General features: G+C 68.8%; 17 protein-coding genes and 7 pseudogenes. 9 read left to right on the top strand and 15 right to left on the bottom strand.

The window, feature by feature from the left end:
* Nucleotides 1–126 (top strand): annotated as a pseudogene (locus QMK30_RS36755) (IS5/IS1182 family transposase); the annotation flags it as partial.
* A 327-nt stretch (nt 127–453) separates the two neighbouring features.
* On the opposite strand, the pseudogene QMK30_RS36750 reads toward QMK30_RS36755, so the two are convergent.
* The 3 genes and pseudogenes from QMK30_RS36750 to QMK30_RS36740 form a co-directional block, all read right to left on the bottom strand.
* Nucleotides 454–792, bottom strand: a pseudogene (locus QMK30_RS36750) (recombinase family protein); the annotation flags it as partial.
* 259 nt (nt 793–1,051) lie between these two features.
* A pseudogene (locus tag QMK30_RS36745) lies at nt 1,052–1,423 on the bottom strand (recombinase family protein); the annotation flags it as partial.
* Between the two features lie 51 nt (nt 1,424–1,474).
* Nucleotides 1,475–1,876, bottom strand: a complete 402-nt coding sequence (locus QMK30_RS36740; RefSeq protein ID WP_283522696.1) for a winged helix-turn-helix transcriptional regulator — start codon at nt 1,874–1,876, stop codon at nt 1,475–1,477.
* A 136-nt stretch (nt 1,877–2,012) separates the two neighbouring features.
* Here QMK30_RS36740 and QMK30_RS36735 point away from each other — a divergent pair, with 136 nt between their 5' ends.
* From QMK30_RS36735 to QMK30_RS36710, 6 genes and pseudogenes are all read left to right on the top strand, one after another.
* Nucleotides 2,013–2,423, top strand: a complete 411-nt coding sequence (locus QMK30_RS36735; protein ID WP_283522695.1) for an ester cyclase — start codon at nt 2,013–2,015, stop codon at nt 2,421–2,423.
* A 106-nt stretch (nt 2,424–2,529) separates the two neighbouring features.
* Nucleotides 2,530–3,168 (top strand): DsbA family protein, encoded by a 639-nt coding sequence (locus QMK30_RS36730; protein ID WP_283522694.1) that lies wholly within the window; start codon nt 2,530–2,532, stop codon nt 3,166–3,168.
* Between the two features lie 169 nt (nt 3,169–3,337).
* Nucleotides 3,338–3,658 (top strand): annotated as a pseudogene (locus tag QMK30_RS36725) (helix-turn-helix domain-containing protein); the annotation flags it as partial.
* Nucleotides 3,647–4,028 (top strand): annotated as a pseudogene (locus tag QMK30_RS36720) (IS1380 family transposase); the annotation flags it as partial. The pseudogenes QMK30_RS36725 and QMK30_RS36720, both read left to right, overlap by 12 nt.
* A 16-nt stretch (nt 4,029–4,044) precedes the next feature.
* Nucleotides 4,045–4,395 (top strand): GNAT family N-acetyltransferase, encoded by a 351-nt coding sequence (locus tag QMK30_RS36715; protein ID WP_283522693.1) that lies wholly within the window; start codon nt 4,045–4,047, stop codon nt 4,393–4,395.
* Between the two features lie 80 nt (nt 4,396–4,475).
* Nucleotides 4,476–4,784 (top strand): winged helix-turn-helix domain-containing protein, encoded by a 309-nt coding sequence (locus QMK30_RS36710; protein WP_283522692.1) that lies wholly within the window; start codon nt 4,476–4,478, stop codon nt 4,782–4,784.
* A gap of 35 nt (nt 4,785–4,819) precedes the next feature.
* On the opposite strand, the gene QMK30_RS36705 is transcribed toward QMK30_RS36710, so the two are convergent.
* From QMK30_RS36705 to QMK30_RS36655, 12 genes and pseudogenes are all read right to left on the bottom strand, one after another.
* Nucleotides 4,820–6,052, bottom strand: coding sequence for a sensor histidine kinase (locus QMK30_RS36705; protein WP_283522691.1), 1,233 nt, complete (start codon nt 6,050–6,052; stop codon nt 4,820–4,822).
* A complete protein-coding gene (locus QMK30_RS36700; RefSeq protein ID WP_283522690.1) occupies nt 6,049–6,702 on the bottom strand; it encodes a response regulator transcription factor in 654 nt (217 codons plus the stop codon). The genes QMK30_RS36705 and QMK30_RS36700 overlap by 4 nt, the downstream gene beginning before the upstream one ends.
* Nucleotides 6,703–6,795: 93 nt before the next feature.
* The gene (locus tag QMK30_RS36695) at nt 6,796–7,983 is read right to left on the bottom strand and encodes an ABC transporter permease (RefSeq protein ID WP_283522689.1); all 1,188 of its coding nucleotides are present in this window, start codon (nt 7,981–7,983) and stop codon (nt 6,796–6,798) included.
* Complete coding sequence (locus QMK30_RS36690) at nt 7,977–8,720, bottom strand: ABC transporter ATP-binding protein (protein WP_283522688.1); 744 nt, start codon at nt 8,718–8,720, stop codon at nt 7,977–7,979. The genes QMK30_RS36695 and QMK30_RS36690 overlap by 7 nt, the downstream gene beginning before the upstream one ends.
* Complete coding sequence (locus QMK30_RS36685) at nt 8,717–9,829, bottom strand: peptidoglycan-binding protein (protein ID WP_283522687.1); 1,113 nt, start codon at nt 9,827–9,829, stop codon at nt 8,717–8,719. Before QMK30_RS36685 ends, QMK30_RS36690 begins: the two co-directional genes overlap by 4 nt.
* A gap of 5 nt (nt 9,830–9,834) precedes the next feature.
* A complete protein-coding gene (locus QMK30_RS36680) occupies nt 9,835–10,335 on the bottom strand; it encodes a hypothetical protein (protein WP_283522686.1) in 501 nt (166 codons plus the stop codon).
* A gap of 120 nt (nt 10,336–10,455) precedes the next feature.
* Nucleotides 10,456–10,632: a hypothetical protein gene (locus QMK30_RS36675; RefSeq protein WP_283522685.1), complete on the bottom strand. Its 177-nt coding sequence runs from the start codon at nt 10,630–10,632 to the stop codon at nt 10,456–10,458.
* A pseudogene (locus tag QMK30_RS39015) lies at nt 10,565–10,735 on the bottom strand (IS701 family transposase); the annotation flags it as partial. The pseudogene QMK30_RS39015 and the gene QMK30_RS36675, both read right to left, overlap by 68 nt.
* Nucleotides 10,734–11,765, bottom strand: a complete 1,032-nt coding sequence (locus QMK30_RS36670; RefSeq protein WP_502963299.1) for an Lrp/AsnC family transcriptional regulator — start codon at nt 11,763–11,765, stop codon at nt 10,734–10,736. The pseudogene QMK30_RS39015 and the gene QMK30_RS36670, both read right to left, overlap by 2 nt.
* Before the next feature lie 58 nt (nt 11,766–11,823).
* Nucleotides 11,824–12,441 (bottom strand): phosphoribosylanthranilate isomerase, encoded by a 618-nt coding sequence (locus tag QMK30_RS36665; RefSeq protein WP_283522683.1) that lies wholly within the window; start codon nt 12,439–12,441, stop codon nt 11,824–11,826.
* Nucleotides 12,438–13,247, bottom strand: coding sequence for an indole-3-glycerol phosphate synthase TrpC (gene trpC / locus QMK30_RS36660; protein ID WP_283522682.1), 810 nt, complete (start codon nt 13,245–13,247; stop codon nt 12,438–12,440). The genes QMK30_RS36665 and trpC overlap by 4 nt, the downstream gene beginning before the upstream one ends.
* Nucleotides 13,248–13,401: 154 nt before the next feature.
* Nucleotides 13,402–14,106: a hypothetical protein gene (locus tag QMK30_RS36655; protein WP_283522681.1), complete on the bottom strand. Its 705-nt coding sequence runs from the start codon at nt 14,104–14,106 to the stop codon at nt 13,402–13,404.
* 856 nt (nt 14,107–14,962) lie between these two features.
* Here QMK30_RS36655 and QMK30_RS36650 point away from each other — a divergent pair.
* On the top strand, nt 14,963–16,150 hold the full coding sequence (locus tag QMK30_RS36650; RefSeq protein WP_283522680.1) for a sensor histidine kinase: 1,188 nt from the start codon (nt 14,963–14,965) through the stop codon (nt 16,148–16,150).
* Between the two features lie 139 nt (nt 16,151–16,289).
* Nucleotides 16,290–16,874: pseudogene (locus QMK30_RS36645) on the top strand (TnsB C-terminal domain-containing protein); the annotation flags it as partial.
* Nucleotides 16,875–17,093 lie beyond the last annotated feature (219 nt).

Below are 17,093 nucleotides of genomic sequence, written 5' to 3'. Positions count from 1 at the left end.
GATCACCTCGGACCGATGCTGGCCCTCCAGCCCCGCAAGCGGTTCGCGAAGGACACCGTGCTGATCGTGGACGGCACCCTGGTGCCCACCCGCGATCACACCGTCGCCGAGCAGTCGAAGAACTACCCGCGATGACTCCAACCCAGGTGGCGAGATTGCGCGAAGGCCGCCATCCTCCGGGCCCGTCATCGTTTCGGGGGCTCGACAAGGCCGCCGCCGCGCGCAAGGAACGAGCCGCGGTGCGGCCCGGCGCTGTTCAGGGCTGAGCGGGGGCAGAGCCATGAGGGGTGGTCCTCTCGTCGTACGACACGGCAGAGACCTGTGCGGCGTGGAGAACGGCGGTGCGGTGGGCTGCGGGCTTGTTGATCCAGGAGGGTTTCGGAGGGCCGGGTGTCCGGCGAGCATCTCCAGCACCAGGCCGTGCGCGGTCAGGTGGTCCGCGAGCGCGGTCAGCTCGGCTGCGTCCCGTCCCAGCCTCTTCATCTCGTTCACCGTCAAAATGACCCGGCAGTGCGGGGCGTGGGCCTTGATCTCGCGGGCTGCGGCGAGCGCGGCCTCGAACTGAGGGCGGACCCGCACCCGGGTGCTGATCTTCTCGGCGAAGATCTTGTCCCGGGGGATGTTCTTGGCGGCGAGCGCGTCGAGCTGCGACTGGAGTTCCTGGGTGAGGCTGGAGCACCGTGCGTATCCGATTCGGATGTCCGCGGTCGGGGTGTCCGGGTCGATCGCCGCCGGAACGGGAGTGCCCGGCCGCCACGGCTGACCCGGGCCGCGGTCGGCGGGGGTGGGCACGCGCAGGAGTTTCGCGAGCCCGGGCACCTTCGTGAAGCGGCCGGTGTGATAAGTGCCGGCGACCGCGCCGGAGCGCGAGCGGCAGGCCGACGGAGATGCCGACTCCGGCCGCGATGTCGCGGATCGACTGGCCTTCGGCGCGGCGTGCGAGGATCACACGTCGTTTGTCGGCGTCCACCACGGGCCGTCTGCCGCCGACCCGCCCGCGGACGCGGGCGGACTCCAGGCCGTTCTTGGTTTTGCGGATAATGTCGCGGCGCCGGTCCTCGGCGAGTGCGAGCGCCAGGTCCAGGATCAGTGAGCGTTCGGTGTGCTCGCCGGCCGCGATGCCCTGAAGGACCTTCACCGGGATGCCGCGCTGGAACAGGTCGTTGAGGACGATCAGCCCTTCCAGGAGGCTGCGGCCGAGCCGGTCGGCCTCCTGGACGCACAGCATGTCGCCGTCGCGCAGGTAGCCGAGCGCGGCGGCCAGGCCGGGGCGGTCAGCCACGGCCAGTTTGCCGCTGGTCTTCTCCTCGAAGACCTTCAGGCAGATCGGGTCCAGGGCGTCGTGCTGGCGCTGGGTCTTCTGCTTGTCCGTGCTGACGCGGACGAGCCCGATGATCGCCAAGATCCCACGACTTTGATCCACTTGCGGACGCTCCCGAGGGGAGAGGGGCAAGCGCCTACGTCAACCGCCCGCTCAGGACTGGGGGGCGGTTTGGTGGGCGTTGCGGTTGTGGTGGATTTCGGCGGCGTGGGTCTCAGCCCAGTCCCTGATGGCGGCGAACGGAGTGATCAGGGTGGCGCCGAGCGGTGTGAGGGCGTATTCGGTGCGCGGGGGGACCTCGGCATACACGGTGCGGGTGATCAGGCCGTCGCGTTCGAGGTCGCGCAGGTTGGTGGTCAGCACCTTGGCGGTAATGCCGGCGATGTCACTGCGCAGCACGGAGAACCGGCGGGTCCCAGTGGCCAGAGTCAGGATGATCAGCACGCTCCACTTGCTTCCGAGCCGGTCGAGTGCGTCCCGGCTGGGGCAGTCGGGGTTCTGCAGATCTCCGCGCGACGGGATCGGCGAGTGGTCGCCGACCTGGATGGTTTCCATACGGAAACTATAGCACTTTGATGACATTGGCTCCTTTAGGAAATGATGCGCTGGTCCGACCGGTTTGAACGGTATGTGGGGTAATTGCTCCACGGATCTTTCCCGGGCCTTCCCGCCCCAATTGCAAGGAGCCTTCATGAGCACGCCCACTACCCCCCGCGCCATCGCCGCCCGTGTCTACCAGCTCTTCGACGACGGCGACATCGCCGGCCTCGACCAGGTACTGTCCGCCGACCTCATCGACCACAACCCCGTGCCCGGCGCCACCTCGGGCATCGAAGGCATGCGCATGCTGGTCGCGGCGGTCCGGGACGGCTTCACCGACACCCGCCACGAGCTGATCTACCAGGGCGAGCCGGGCGACGGCTGGGTGGTCAGCCACTGGCGCATGACCGCCACCCACACCGGCGACTGGTTCGGCACCTCCGCCACCGGCCGCCCGGTCTCCTTCACCGGCACCGACCTCATGCACGTCACCGACGGCAAGATCACCGAGATCCGCCACGTAGAAGAGCTCTTCCAGCTCCACCACCAGCTCACCACCTGACCCATCCCCCTGGCCCTCGGGGCGCCGGCAACCGTCGTCGGCGCCCCACCCCCTGCCCTGCCGCCCCACCCCGAGGGGCGGGCCGATGAGACGAAGGAGCCCCCTTGTGATCCCCCCCGCCCGTGGCCATGTGACCTATGTCTTCGATGCCTACTGCGGCTGGTGCTACGGCTTCACGCCCTGGCTGCGCCAGGCCCTGGCCGAACGCCCCCACCTGAGCGTCGAAGTGGTCTCCGGCGGCCTGTTCACCGGCGCCCGCCGCGTCCCGATCCGCGAACACAGCCACATCCCCACCGCCCGCCACCGCGTCACCGAGGTCACCGGCGCCGTCTTCGGCCCCGCCTTCCTCGATCTCCTCCAGCACGGCGACGTCGTCATGGACTCCCACGACGCCGCAGCCGGCCTGGCCGCCCTGCGCACCCTGGCCCCGGACAAGACCCTGGACTTCGCCCACGACATGAGCCACGCCTTCTACCACGACGGCCTGAGCCTGTCCGATACCGCCACCTACCGCACCCTGGCCACCCGCCACAACCTGGACCCCGACGCCGCAGCAGCCGCACTCACCGACCCCGCCCACCGCCACCAGGCAGACACCGACATCGCCCGCGCCCACGCCCTGGGCGTCACCGGCTACCCCACCGTGTTCCTCGACACCGGCACCGGCCCCCTGAACAGCCTGGGCACCTCGCCCCACGACCTCGGCCGACGCCTGGACTCCACCCTCACCCTCACCCGCACCTGACACCCTGCTGTGACCACCCGGCACGACAAGCTCACCATCCGCCACGACGCGACGGTGCCGGTCGCAGCCACCAACGAGTGCTACGACCAGCACTTACGAAACACGCCCTACGAGCTCGTGCATGGTTGGCGGTGGCGCGTCGAGTCCTTGACCGTTGACCATGGTATGCGTGGTGGGAAACCGGGCACGTGCGGCGATCATCCGCAACCAGCAGATCACAGGACTGGCGCCCGAAGTGATCGCCGAACTCGTCGCAGAGATCGGTCCGTTGTGGCACGAGAAGCACCAGGCCGCACTCGCCTCGCGTCCACGTCAGCGCGCGGTCGGCGCCGGGGCCAAGTACAAGCTGGTCTTCATCGACCGTCTCCTGGCCACGCTGGTCCACCTCCGCCACGGTGCCACCCATGACGTGCTGGCCTGCTGGTTCGGCGTGGACCGCTCCACCATCACACGCGCAATCGGTGAAGTACGTCCCTTGCTGGCCGAACGAGCCACAATGATGCTCGCTGACGGCGGCGAGACCATCTCCGACCTGGCGGTGCTGCGGAACCAGGACGCCGTGTTCGGCCCAGTGGCCTCCACCCCGACGGCCTGGCGGCTGCTCGCCGACATCGACGACGCCATGTTCGCCCGGCTACGGACCGCCCGAACCCGCGCATGCGAAGTCGCCTGGCTCCGGGCCGCTGAACACCGCAATGGCATACCCGCGGTGACGGCCGGCGGCCGCGAGGTGCCCGGCCTGGTGGTGGACCTCGATGCCACGCTGTCACCTGCCACTCGGAAAAGAGGCGGCCGCACCGACCTGCAAGGGCGGCTTCGGCCACCCGCTGCTGGGATTCCTGGCCAACACCGGCGAAGCGGGAGCCCCTGGAAGAGATGCGGGCCCAGCCACTGCGGGGGCTCGGGGCTACGGCGGCGGATGACGGACGGATCGCCGCGTTCGTTGCTTGGCGGGAGCTGACCGGGGAAGACGCGATCAGCATTGACCGTGTGTGTGTCGATCCCCGGTGGTTCCGACCCGGCCTGGCGTCGAGGCTGCTCCGCCATCTGCTGATGGAGCTGGCCCCGGGCCGGGACGCGCTGGTGAGTACCGGTGCCGAGGACCATCCTGCCGTGACCCTCTATGAGCGCTTCGGCTTCTCTCGTGTCGGCACCGTCGAGCCCACTCCCGGCTTGCGTTTGGCCCAGTTCCGACTCGCGCGGCGATCTGCGGAGTCCACGGAGTAGGACTGTGTGGCGAGCGTGGCTGGGCAGGCCGGGGCTGGCCTTTACTTTTTGCTGACAACGCCCCTATCCCCATGGCCCGTATGAGAGTTTCGCTGCCTGATGGCCACTATGCCCTCCATCGCAGCGTCGCCGCCTACCTCCGCCGCCAGGACGTCTCCATCGATGCCCGGCCGGTGCGCCTGGCCCCCAAGGAGTTCGCCGTCCTGCGCCTCCTGATGGAGGCCGGCGGCAGTCACGTCCCCCACCACGTACTGATCCGCCGGGTGTGGGGCAAGGACACCAATCCCCGCACCAGCGCCGCGCACGTCACCATCTACCGACTCCGCAACAAGCCCGGTGACTTGCACACCACCGACGCCGATGACGGCAGGGGATACCGGCTGCGCTGAGGCGTCGCCGTCGTGTCCCCGGCAGTTCCTCACTCTCAATGCCGTTGCGGTTCCCCGGAACCACCCTCATCCGACGATTCGGCAGGCAGCTCCAACGTCATGGTGAGGCCTCCCCCGGGGTTGGGCGTCGCGGTGACGGTGCCCTCGTGCGCCTGGGCGACGGCCCGGACAATGGACAGGCCCAGACCCTCACCACGGCCGCATCGCCGGTCGCGTCCCGGGCCTCGCCGGAAGGGTTCGAACAGGCTCTCCACCTCGGCTTGTTGGATGACGGGTCCGGTATTGGAGACGGTCAGCCGTCCGGTCGGGCTCGTGTGTACGCGTACGACACCGTCCTGGTGGTTGTAGAGCACTGCGTTGCGCAACAGATTGGCGACGAGACGGCCGATCAGAACGCGGTCTCCCCGTACGGAATATGAGTCACCGTCCGCAGTGATGCGAACGCCGTGCTCGCGGGCGGTCGGCTGGACCGCGGCGATCTCCTCCTCGACGACGTGGCCCAGGTCGAAGGTCTCGTAGCGTTCGATGCCCCGCTCACCGTGGGCGAGCATCAAGAGTCCGTCGATGAGCCGCTCGCTGCGGCGGTTGGCCTCCAGCAGGCCCTCTTTCACCCTTGCCAGCTCCTCTGGACCCGGGTTGTCCTCCAGACCGATCTGGATGGCGGCCCGCTGTCCGGCGAGAGGGGTACGCAGCTCGTGAGAAGCGTTGGCGATGAAGCGCCGTTGGCTGTCGAAGGCGGCGTCGAGGCGGGAGAGAAGGGCGTCGAAGGTGTCGGCGAGCTCCTTGAGTTCATCCTGCGGGCCGTCCATGGCGATGCGTTCGTGCATGTTCCGCTGCGAGATGCGGCGGGCTTTGGCGGTCATGGCGTGGATGGGGCGCAGGACCCGGCCTGCCGTCCACCAGCCGACCGCGACCGCGAGAACGCCGGTGATCAGCAACGCCACCGCCGACCAGATCAGCACCTGCTGGGAGGCGACGTCGCTCACGACGGTCACGATCATCTTCCTGTTCGATCCGCCGATGGCCGGAAGTTCGATGACGGGCTTGCCCGTCGGGTGAGGTGTGCGCGGGTCAGAGCTTGTCGGGGACGGTCCGATGGAGGGGCCCAGGGCGTTTTCGGCGGCAACGTGGGTGCCCGCGCGGGACAGCACGTTCACGAGTCCCAGGAGCACCACTCCCAGCGCCACGAACACCACTCCGTACACGAGCGCGATCCGGCTGCGGACGGTGCGGCCACGGAGTGGGTTCGCCAGGCGCAGGGGGCTCACAGGCGGTAGCCGATACCGTGCACCGTGGCGATGAGCGGCGGGTCGCCGAGCTTGGCCCGCATTTTGCTCATCGTCACCTGAACCGCCGTGGTAAACGGATCGGTGTGCTCGTCCCAGGCCTGCGCCAGGAGCTGCTCCGTACTGACCGGCACCCCTTCGGCGGTCAGGAGAATGCGCAGGACCGCGAACTCCTTCGGGGTGAGTGCCAGCGGGCGGCCGTCCCGGGTGGCGGTGTGCCGGACCGTGTCGAGTTCAATGCCGCTGCGGTGCAGAACGGGGGGTGTGGGCGGTGTGCTGCGGCGGCACAGCGCCTTGACCCGCGCGATCAGCTCGGGGTACTCGAACGGCTTGGTCAGGTAGTCGTCCGCGCCGAGGTTGAGCCCTTCCACCAGGTCCTGCATGGCGGAGGCCGCGGTGAGCATCAGGATGCGGGTGCGCACTCCTGACCCGGCCATCCGGGCCGCGACCTCGTCGCCGTGGGTGCCGGGCAGGTCCCGGTCGAGTAGCAGGACGTCGTAGTCGCCCACTTCCAGACTGAACAGGGCCGCGTCCCCGTCGTGGACGACGTCCACGACGAAGCCGTGCCGCGTCAGACCACGGCTGATCATCTCGGCCATCATGGGCTCGTCCTCAGCCACGAGCACTCGCATCTGCTGTGCTGCTCCTTCTCTCAGGCCCCGTAGGTCTTGCAGGCTGCGTAGGTACTACAGGTGCATAGGTCTAAGGCTGCCTGGCGGTGTGGGTCACGTCGCGGCGAGCGCCGCCGTCGGTGCGAGGCGTGCGGCCCGCACCGCCGGGTAGAGCCCGGCGATCCCGCCTATGACAAGCGTCGCGCCCAGCCCACCCGCCATCACCCAGGGCGGCACCACCACCGGCCAGCCCTGCGAAAGGGCGTACGCGGCCGTCACCCCGGAGCCGAGGACCGCGCCCGCGCCGCCGCCCAGCGCGGACAGGAGCAGCGACTCCGTCAGGAACTGCCCGCAGACCTGTCCCTGGGTGGCGCCGAGCGAACGCCGAAGCCCGACTTCGCCGCGCCGCTCCATTACGGAGATGACCATGGTGTTCGCGACGCCGATGCCACCGACCAGGAGCGCCACCGCGCCGAGTCCGACGAGGAGACCGGTGAACGCCTTGTCCCCTGCCTGTTGTGCGGCCAGGGCGTCGGAGGGACGGGAGACCGCGACCGTGGTGGGGTCCTCGGGGTTCGCTATGGGCGGGAGCAGCGAGCGTACGTCCTCGACCTTGGTCTTCAGCGCCCGCGCGTAGATGGTGGTCGGGCTCCCGTCGAACCCCAGCTTCTTCTGTGCTGTCTCCCAGCTGACCAGGGCGGCGGTGTCCAGTTCGGGGGCCAGGGGCGTGGGCGCGAGGATCCCGGTGACGGTGAACCACTGGCCGCCCAGCCAGACCTGGTCGCCGGGCTTGTTCACACCCAGGCGCTTCGCGGTCTCGGCTCCGAGGACAGTGGTGGGGTACTTCGCGGTGGCACTGTTGAACCAACGGCCCTGGGCGAGTTCCGCGCCGACCGCGTCCAGCAGGTCCGTTCGTGCCGCGTAGGTGCCGATACCGCCGGACTGCTCGGCGGGTACCTGGTCGCTACGGTACGTCTTCACGCCCGCGACCTCGCCGATGGCGGAGGCGGTCTCCACGTCCTTGATCCGGCGGATCATGTCGGTGGACTCCTTGGGCAGCTTGGCCTCGCCTCCGCCCATGCTCGTGCCCGGAGTGGCGGTCAGCAGGTTCGTGCCCAACGCGTCGAGGGTGCGGTCGAGTTCGGCTCGGCTCGAGCTGGAGATGCCGACGACGGCCACCATGGCGGCGATGCCGATGGCGATACCCAGCGCGGAAAGGAAGACCCTCATGGGGCGTGTGAGCAGGCCGAATCCGCCGACGCGCAGGACGTCGCGGGGCGAGAGGCGGGCGGGGATCAGCATGCTGCCCCCATCTGCGTCGTCGAGGCGTCAGGGTCGTCTGACCGGTCGGAGTGATCGGGGTGGTCGGAATCGTGCTGAACGCGGCCGTCGAGCATGGCGACCTGGCGTGGCAGGCTCTCGGCGATGCCCTGGTCGTGTGTGATGACGAGGATGGTCGTGCCCGTTGCGTTCAGCTCGTTCAGCAGGTCCATGACGGCCTTGCCTGACGTCGAGTCCAGAGCACCGGTCGGCTCGTCCGCCAGCAGCAGAGCGGGCTCCCCTACGACCGCTCTGGCGATGGCGACGCGCTGCTTCTGACCGCCCGACAGCTCGGCGGGCCTGTGATGGATCCGGTCCCCGAGGCCGACGCGCTCCAGGACGGCCGCGGCGCGGTGCCGGCGGTCTTTGAGGCCGCGGCCGCTGTAGAGCAGCCCGTCGGCGACGTTGTCGAGCGCGCTGACGCCTTCGGCGAGGTGGAACTGCTGGAAGACGAAGCCGATGCTCTGTGCGCGCAGCGCGGACAGTTGACGGTCCGTCAGTCCTGCAATCTCGTGGCCGTCTATGGTGACGCGGCCCGCGGTGGGCCGGTCCAGCGTCCCGATGACATTCAGCATCGTCGACTTCCCTGAACCGGACGGGCCGATGATGGCCGCCAACTCACCTCTGCGCACTGTCAGATCGACGCCCGCGAGCGCGGTGACCCCGGGGTATTCGCGGGTCACGCTCGCGAGCTCGACGACGGAGTGGGGAGCGCTCACTGGGGCACCGACACCTTCATGCCGGGGCGCAGGTCCTTGCCCTTGACCTCGACCTGTCCGTTGCTGAACATGCCCAGTTGGACGGGGACGGTACGGGTCGTGTCACCGTCGACGACCTCAAGTCCGTATCCGCCGCCGGTCCGTGCCACGAGGGCGGTGACCGGAACGTAGAGGACGTTCTTGCGGACCTCGCTGGTGAAGTCCACATCGACGGCCGCCTTCTGAAGGTCGCCCAGGGACTTCTGGTCCGGGATCTTGATGGTCACCTTGACCTCGGACTTCTTCTCGTCACCCCCGCCGTCCGATCCCTCCGTACCGCCCGGATCGCCCTTCTCGTCGGAGGCATCGGACGACACGGTTTCGATGTCGGTGACCCGTCCCTTGACGGTCTTCCCGCCGGGCAGGACGACGTCCACCGTGTCTCCCTTGCGCGCCAACTTCTGGTCGGATAGAGGAAGTTTGGCCGTGGCCGAACGCTCCCGGCCGGTGAACGTCAGGATGTCCTCGGCCGCGGCGGCGCCGGTACGGGCCTTGAGCTCCGCGACGCGCAGGGCACCGGGCACGAACGCGACGAGGCCCTTCTCGACCGTGCCCGTGACCTTGAGGCCGCGGGCCTTCTGCCTGGCTCGCACCGCCGATTCGGTATCCGCTGTGTACGTGTCACCGAGCGGGGCCCCGTAACCGAGCGCGCGCAGATTCTCGTTGAGCTGCTCCACGTCCGGTCCTTCGTGGCCCTGCTTGAGATCGCGGTACATCGGAGTGCTTCCGTACATGGCGGTGACGGGCCGGTTGTCCACCTTGTAGAGCGTCTCGCCCCGCGTGATCGTCTCGCCGACCTTCGGAAGCCAGGTCAGCGTGCCCTCAAGGCCCCCGCCCAGAGTGGTCGGATCGCCGTGGCCGAGGCTCCCGGCCACCTTCTTCGTGGCCGGGAGGTCGCCCTTGCCCAGCGGAACAGTCGAGGTCGACGTGGTCTGCGGAGCCTTCGCGCTGGTGCTGTCGCCACCGGAGAGAGCCAAGGTCGCACTGACGGCTCCCGCAGCCGCTATGACCACGATGCCCGTAGCGATGCGGCGGCGCCGGCGGGAGGCCGCGTGTTGCTTGTCCGCCATGACCGTCATCCCCCCTGGTTCTGGCGCTTGAAGCTCTTCAGCTTGTCCTGGCACTTGGTCTCGGCGTCCTGGTACCTCTGGGTCTGCGCCACCTCCTCGCTCGGGGGAAGCAGCGTGCCGTTCTCGTCCGGGTCGGCTTGTTCCGGGACGCCGTTCTTCCGCATGCACTTGGCGAACACGCGCAGTTCAGAAGCGAACTTCTTCTTCTCCGAGTCGGACACCTGCATCGGGTTGTACTTCTTGCACTTCTGCCTGGCGGCATCCGCCTTGGCCTCATCCTGGCCCTGGCTCATCATGGGCATCTGGCCCGGCTTGGGGTCCGGTACGTCCAGGCCCTTCGCACGCATGCACTCCGCCCACTTGAGTTCCTTACTCTTCCCGCCGCCCTGCTCGCCACCGGCCTTGTCCTCCGCATCGCCGCCACAGGCGGTCAGGAGCAGTGCGCCGATCAGCATGGCGGCAGGTGCGGCAGCAGCACGTGCGCCGAATCCGTACTTCCGGGCCATGGCATTCCCCTCGGGTCGCGGGCGGCACGTCACCGCCTCGGCCCCTCCAGGTGTACGGACCGACCCCTTTCGGCAACCTTTCGCCGACGCATGCCAACTCCGTGATCCACCTCACGCACTTCAAGCAGAGATGCTCGGCCCGTTCATCGACACCGTCGTCGTCTGCATGATCACCGCCATCACCATCTTCATCGCCCGCCCGTAGAGCTGGCTCGCCGCCCGTGACGCGGTGGCGAACGGTGAGGCGATACACGACCTCGGCCAGGTCCGCAGGTGGGTGCGGGGCGTCGGCGGCACGCGGTGAGCCGGGCCGGGCCAGGTCGGTGGCCAGGTACCAGGTCGCCTTGGCGGGCAGGGTGGCCGGGTCGGTGGTGGCCACCACCAGGCGGGTCAGCCCGTCATCCGTCCGCGTACCTCAGGTCCGCGGGCGTGTGTCCCACTGCCCGGTCGCGGCTGTCGAGAATGCGGCCGACGCGTTTGACGGAGCGCAGGATCAGCATCCGGTCGCGGATAACCAGGCGGTAGTGCCCTTGCGTGATGTGCTTCTCGAACTGCTGCAGATGCTCCAGGGAGCTCACCCAGACCACGAAGCCCAGGTTGAAGGGGCCCACCGAGGAGAAGGCGGCCCGCACTTCGAGTCGGCGCATGAGCAGACCGGCGATGTATTCCAGCTGCCCCACGGGGGCGTCCGCGTAGAAGACCGCGTGCACGGGAGTCGCGGTCGCCGAGCGGGCCACCTCGGTGCGCAGCGTCAATTGCCCACTGCCGAGAAGGCGTTCGAGACGGCGCCGGGTCGTCGACTCGTTCATGCCGGTGACCTCGGAGAGCCGCGTGATGGAGGCACGTCCGTCCCTGCCCAGCTCCAGCGCCATCTCCCAGTCTGCGCCGGACAGTTCGGTCCATGGCGCCGGCTCCCCCTTGGGAAAGGTGCGGCGGATCAGTCCCTGTTGTGAGCTGTCCAGCGCCCCGAGCCGCCATCGGCTCGCGTTGGTGAAGGTTCGTACAGCCATGTACGTACGGACTGCTCGGACATGCCGGAGCTTCTGGAACCGGCCGAGCGCGTAGGACGCCAGGGCCTCATAGGAGCGTGCGGCCACGACGACCAGGAGGTCCGTGGACCCGCTCGCCAGATCGATGGTGTAGGCGCAGGGGTCGGCGCAGAGCTCCCGAGCGACCTCTTCCGCCTTCCCGTACTCACAGTCGATCTCGATCATCCCGAACCGGGTCTCGGGCTCCCGGGGCGGATGACACGTGACCCAGCCGATTCCCTCCTCCTCCAGGCGGCGCCACCGGCGCGCGGCCGTCGAGGCACCGATGGACAGGGCCCTGCCCACTCCGGACCAGCTGCCTCGGGGCGCCAGTTGCAGCGCATGAAGGATTCTCAGGTCGATCTCGTCCGAGATGCCTGAATCAGACAATTTCTCGCTCATAGCGCCATAAATTACGCAACTATCCGTCTCGATGAAGTCACTCACGCACATGCCCGACCTATTCGGCAGCGCGAGCCGCGTCGACGAATGAGGCGATCAGGTCCGGATCCTTGATGCCTCGGGCCCGTTCCACCCCGCTGGAGACGTCCACTCCCCACGGGGCGGTGCGGCGGACAGCCTCTCGTACGTTCTCGGGGGTGAGTCCGCCCGCGAGGAGCCAGCGCCCCTCGGGCGGAGCGAAGTCCGGCGCGGCCCAGTCCCAGGCCCGGCCGGTGCCGGGCGCGGGGGCGTCGAGCAGCAGCAGGTCCTCGCCGAGCTCGCCGCACCGATGCCGGCGGTCCTGCCCCTGTGCGGCGACGGCGCGGATGAGGGTCCGGTCCGACTGCGACAAGGCCGCGTAGTACTCGCTGCCTTCGTCGCCGTGGAGTTGAACGGCACGGACCCCGCTGGTCTCCGCCACAGCGCGTACCTCGTCCAACGGCTGTCGCCGGAAGACGCCCACCGTCAGGACATCGTCGGGAACCGCCCGCGCCAAGTCCCGCGCGGTGGTGGCGTCGACGCGGCGCGGGCTCTCTGCGAACACGAACCCGATCGCGTCGGCTCCGGCCCGGACCGCGGCCTCCACGTCACGTTCCGTCCGCAGGCCGCAGATCTTGATGAACAGGGAGGAGCTCATGAACCGCACCGACCGCCGCGTCCGCCCTTGCCCGCCGCTACCAGGTCACCCACGGCGGTGGCCGCGTCCACGCCGGTGACCACGGCTTCGCCCACCAGCACCGCGTCCGCGCCGGCCTGCGCGTACGCGATCACATCGCGCGCGTCGCGCACGCCGGACTCGGCCACCTTCAGGGCCGAGCCGGGCAGCATGGGCGCCACACGGGCGAACGTGCCGCGGTCCACCTCGAGCGTCTTGAGGTTGCGGGCGTTCACGCCAATCAGCAGTGCTCCAAGGGCAGCCGCCCGTGCGGCCTCCTCCTCGTCGTGGACCTCCACCAAGGCCGTCATGCCGAGCTGCGCAACGAGCTCGTGGAGGGCGGCGAGACGGGCGTCGTCCAGCGCCGCCACGATCAGCAGGACCAGGTCGGCGCCGCGCGCCCGGGCCTCCCACACCTGGTACTCGGAGACGATGAAGTCCTTGCGCAGCACGGGAACGTGGACGGCGTCGCGTACAGCGGACAGGTCGTCCAGCGAACCGAGGAACCGCCGCTCCTCGGTGAGCACGCTGATCGCCGCGGCTCCGCCGCGTGCGTACTCGGCTGCCAGGTGCGCGGGGGCGGGAATGTCGGCGAGGCGCCCCTTCGAGGGGCTCGCGCGCTTCACCTCACAGATCACCGCCACGTCGGGGCCGGACCACTCGGCGAGGACGTCACGGGGCGGGGGAAGCCTGTCGGCGCTCTCCCTCACCTCGGCCAGCGGTGTTTCCGCTACCCTCCGCCGGTAGTCCTCCGTCGCGCCTGTCACCAGCCCGTCGAGCCACGTCACGTGCTACCACCCTCACTTCTGTTTCCTGGTGTCGACTGCCGACTGCCGACTGGCCATTCCTGTCCGGGGGACGCCCTCAGCGAACCTGCCGTCCGGCCCCCGAGGCCAGAGACTTTCGTCCCGTTTCGACGTGCGGCCGCAGGAAGTACGGCACCTACACCCACACCTCGGTCGGCTTTCCCTCAACAGCGGCAGGCACCGTACACGAAACAGTCATCCTGAAGACTTCTTCATACTTGGAAAGGTTCCCTTGGTCGTCGTCTTGCGGCTTTCCATCGACCAAATAACCGCGCCCATCAAGGGTGATGTCCTTCTCGCGCCGGCCGAGCGCCCAGGGAGCGTAACAGTGTCTCGTCTTTCTGTAGTGAACCCGGACGGACACTTCAAGGGGAACCGTGTAGTGATTTACACCCTGTCCGTAGCGTACGGTGCCAGAATTCTGGTAACTGGATTCGTTGCCGGACACCGTCCCCTTCGTGGCGGCCCAGGTAGCGCTGGGACCGATATTGCTCGGTTTGGGGATCGGCTCGATCCCCAAGGCGCCCGACATGCCGAGCGTCAGGGCCGTCCCGTTGTTGCGGCCTCGGGACCGGCTTCTCGCATCCCCGTGTGTCGCGTCGACGGAGCCCTCCGGATCGGCGATGCGGCTCATACCGGGACCAGGGTGCAGCGAGTAGGCCAAGTATCCGGAATAGTTCCAGAACGCGCCGCTTCCCTTGAGCGGGATCTGCTCCTCATCACCCACACAAAGAGATCCCGCCTTCGCCATGATGTCCGCCCTGATCAAGGGCGATATGTCCCCCGGTGCGAGATCGCCTTTCAGTGCGTCGGGAATCGCGTCATATACCGCAGCTCCCATGCTGGGCGAGCATTTCACTTCCGTGACCTTCGATTTCGACGGAAGTACGCTCTCCCCGTCACCCGCACGTGAGATGGCTCTACCGACTGCCCCGGCACGCATTTGGCGGATTTTCTCCTGAGAACGGCTCGTGGCCCAAGCCATGAGCCCCCTGCCCTTCTCCTTCTGCGGGACGGCCGCAGCAGCAGGCGGCAAAGCGGCTGCCGTACTCGGCACCGGGGAGGGCGGGCGCGGCGCTGGACGGCGTGTCCTCGGCGCTGGGGCGGGAGTGGACATGCGTTCACCTCTCTGTGTCCCCAGGACTTCAACGGCCGCCCCTTCGCGTGGAGTTGCACGGGGGACGGAAAGTCAGGGAGTTCAGGCCGAACGTGGGCGGCGGTGCCCCGGATAGGGGTCCGCGAGTCCTGTGGTGCCACACGACACCAGGCCCTGGTCCGGGCCAACAGCTGGGGGACATTAGGCATTGGCCCGGACCAGACCCGTGCGCAGGGACCACTCAGATGGCCCGCGCGCCGTACTGGACGGCCCGGAATCTCGCGATACCGGGCCGCCCCTGAACAGTAGGAACCGCGCCGCGGCGGGCGGATGAGCCGGAAGTCGACTCCGCCCGCCATAGGTGCACTCCTCCCACTCCTTCCGGCTCGCCCCCGCGCGGCGAACCTCGACACAAGCCGGGAGGGATGCAGGATTCTGTCACCAATGCGACCCAAGTTGACGGAATCGCGCTAATTGCCACCCACTCCGCACGTGATCCTGCACAGGCCCAGGCGGACATAGCCGGGCAACGCAGGATCATCTGACGGGCCCGGAGGATCCAGCGCCCGAACCACTCCTGGGACATCCCGAGCGGCGGCGAATGAGACTTCTCGCACTGAATACGGTTTCGAGCTGGCGCCGCGCCATTGGCGCCCTGAGGGACGCGCAGAGAGCCCGGCTGCTCGATGTCGCCACCTGCGCCCTCGCCTGCGGTCTGTCCCTGCTCGCTCTGGACAATGCGCATGCCAGCGGACTGACCCCCGCGTACTGGAGCTCCGTCCTGGTGACCGCCATGGCGGCCACCGTGCTCCTCATCCGCAGGACATCGCCGCACCTGACCGTGGCGGTGGCGCTCCTGAGCACGCTCGCTTCTGATGACCTGACTCTTCTGCTCTTCGCCTCCTACGCTCTGGGGGCGTACGGAGGACGGTTTCGCTGGGGCGCGATCACGGTCGCGGGGCTGCTGTACATCTCCACGCGAGCGTGGGTGGGAACCGTGCTGCCGGACCTGTCGTCGGTGGCGTACTACACCGTGACCGAGGTCTGGTTCCCCGCGGCGGCGGGCGCTCTGATGCGCAGACGGCGCCAGGTCACCGGGCTGCTTCGCCAGCGCCTCGTGGCGGTCGAGCGCGCCGTCGACCAGGCGGCCGACATGGCCGTACTGGAAGAGCGGACGAGGCTGGCCTTCGACATTCACGACAGCCTCGGGTACCACGCCACGGTGCTCACGCTCCAGGCGTCCGCTCTGCGCACCTGCCCGGACCTGCCGAGGGAGGCGGAACAGCGGGTGACGATCATGGAGGAAGCCGCGCGTGGGGTCGTACGGGATCTTCGCGAGACCCTCGACGTGCTGCGGGGGCTGTCCGAGCACTCAAGGAAGGACGGCCCCTCGTACGCGCAGTTCGCCGCGGCTCTCGTGGCGAATCTGAACGCCGCCGGTGTCGACGTCTCCTTCCACCTGAGTGGCCGGGCCCGGCCCCTGCCCCACAGCGTCGACGAGGCGCTGCGGCACTGCGGCCGGGAGTCGCTGACCAACGCGGTGAAGCACGGCGGCGGCGCTCCCATCCGTCTCCACCTCCGGTTCATGGCGGACGAGGTACAGCTGGAAGTCCGCAACGGAGTCAGCCCCGTCACGTCGATGGCTTCGGGGGGCGGAGGCATCGGGCTCACCAGTCTGCGAGCACGCGCGGTCGACGTGGGCGGGCGGCTGGAGACAGGCCTCACGCCGGAGGGAACCTTTCGGGTGGCCGTGGTGGTGCCCATTCCCGCCGAGGCATCGCCCCCCTGACCGGTGTCAGACGTATCGCCCTTCGACGGGCCGAGCCGGGGCTGGAGGGACGCGAACCGAATACGGCGGCTCAGTCACCCGGCAATGGCATACGAGCGCTCAGCAAGAAGCCTCCCGGCGCGAGGCCACCGCCCCCAACGACATCTGGCAGGCCGACCACACCCAGCTGGACCTCTGGGTGATCGACGCCTTGGAGAAACCCGCCCGGCCCTGGCTCACTGTGATCGAGGACGACCACTCCCGCGCGGTGGCCGGCTACGCGGTGAACTTGGAGGCCCCCTCCGCGCTGACTACCGCGCTGGCGTTCCGGCACGCGATCTGGCGCAAGACCGGGCCCGCCTGGCACATCCGCGGCATCCCCTGCGCGTTCCATCTCGACCACGGGGCCGACTTCACCTCCGCGCACCTGGCGCAGGTGATGGCCGACCCGAAAGTGCGGCCGGTGTTCGCCAAGAAGGGCCAGCCGCACGGCCACGGCAAGATCGAGCGCCTGATCGGCACCGTCACCCACATGTGCCTGCCCCACCTGCCCGGCCACGCGCCCCGCGGCACCCCCGACCGGGCCGGACAAGCCCAGCTGACCCTGCCCGAACTCGACGCCGCGATCGGCCGCTTCATCCGCGAGGTCTACAACCACCGCCCGGGCCAAAGCCCAGCCAGTCCGAACTCCCTCGCGTCGATGAACCGGAGAAGCCGAAGGACCGCGTTGGAGGGGAAGAGCTGAAGGACCGCGGCGGACCGGAGGAGCAGCCACCGGTCTCCCCCCAGCGCGAAGAGCCGCAGGTCGCCGCGGAGCCGACGGACGAACCAGGTCGGCATCCCGGGCCGTTCCCCGGTATCGAGGCCCACCGGTTGCCCGCGTCACCACCGCTGCCGCCGGAGGTCTCCGGTGACGTCCCTTCGGAACAGGCCGGGTTGACAGGTCGCGAGCTGACCACGGCGG

The organism is Streptomyces sp. H27-C3 (assembly GCF_030063415.1).
Classification (GTDB): Bacteria; Actinomycetota; Actinomycetes; order Streptomycetales; family Streptomycetaceae; genus Streptomyces.
Note: the sequence above shows the minus strand (reverse complement) of the source record. Positions and strands in the feature narration are given on the sequence as shown.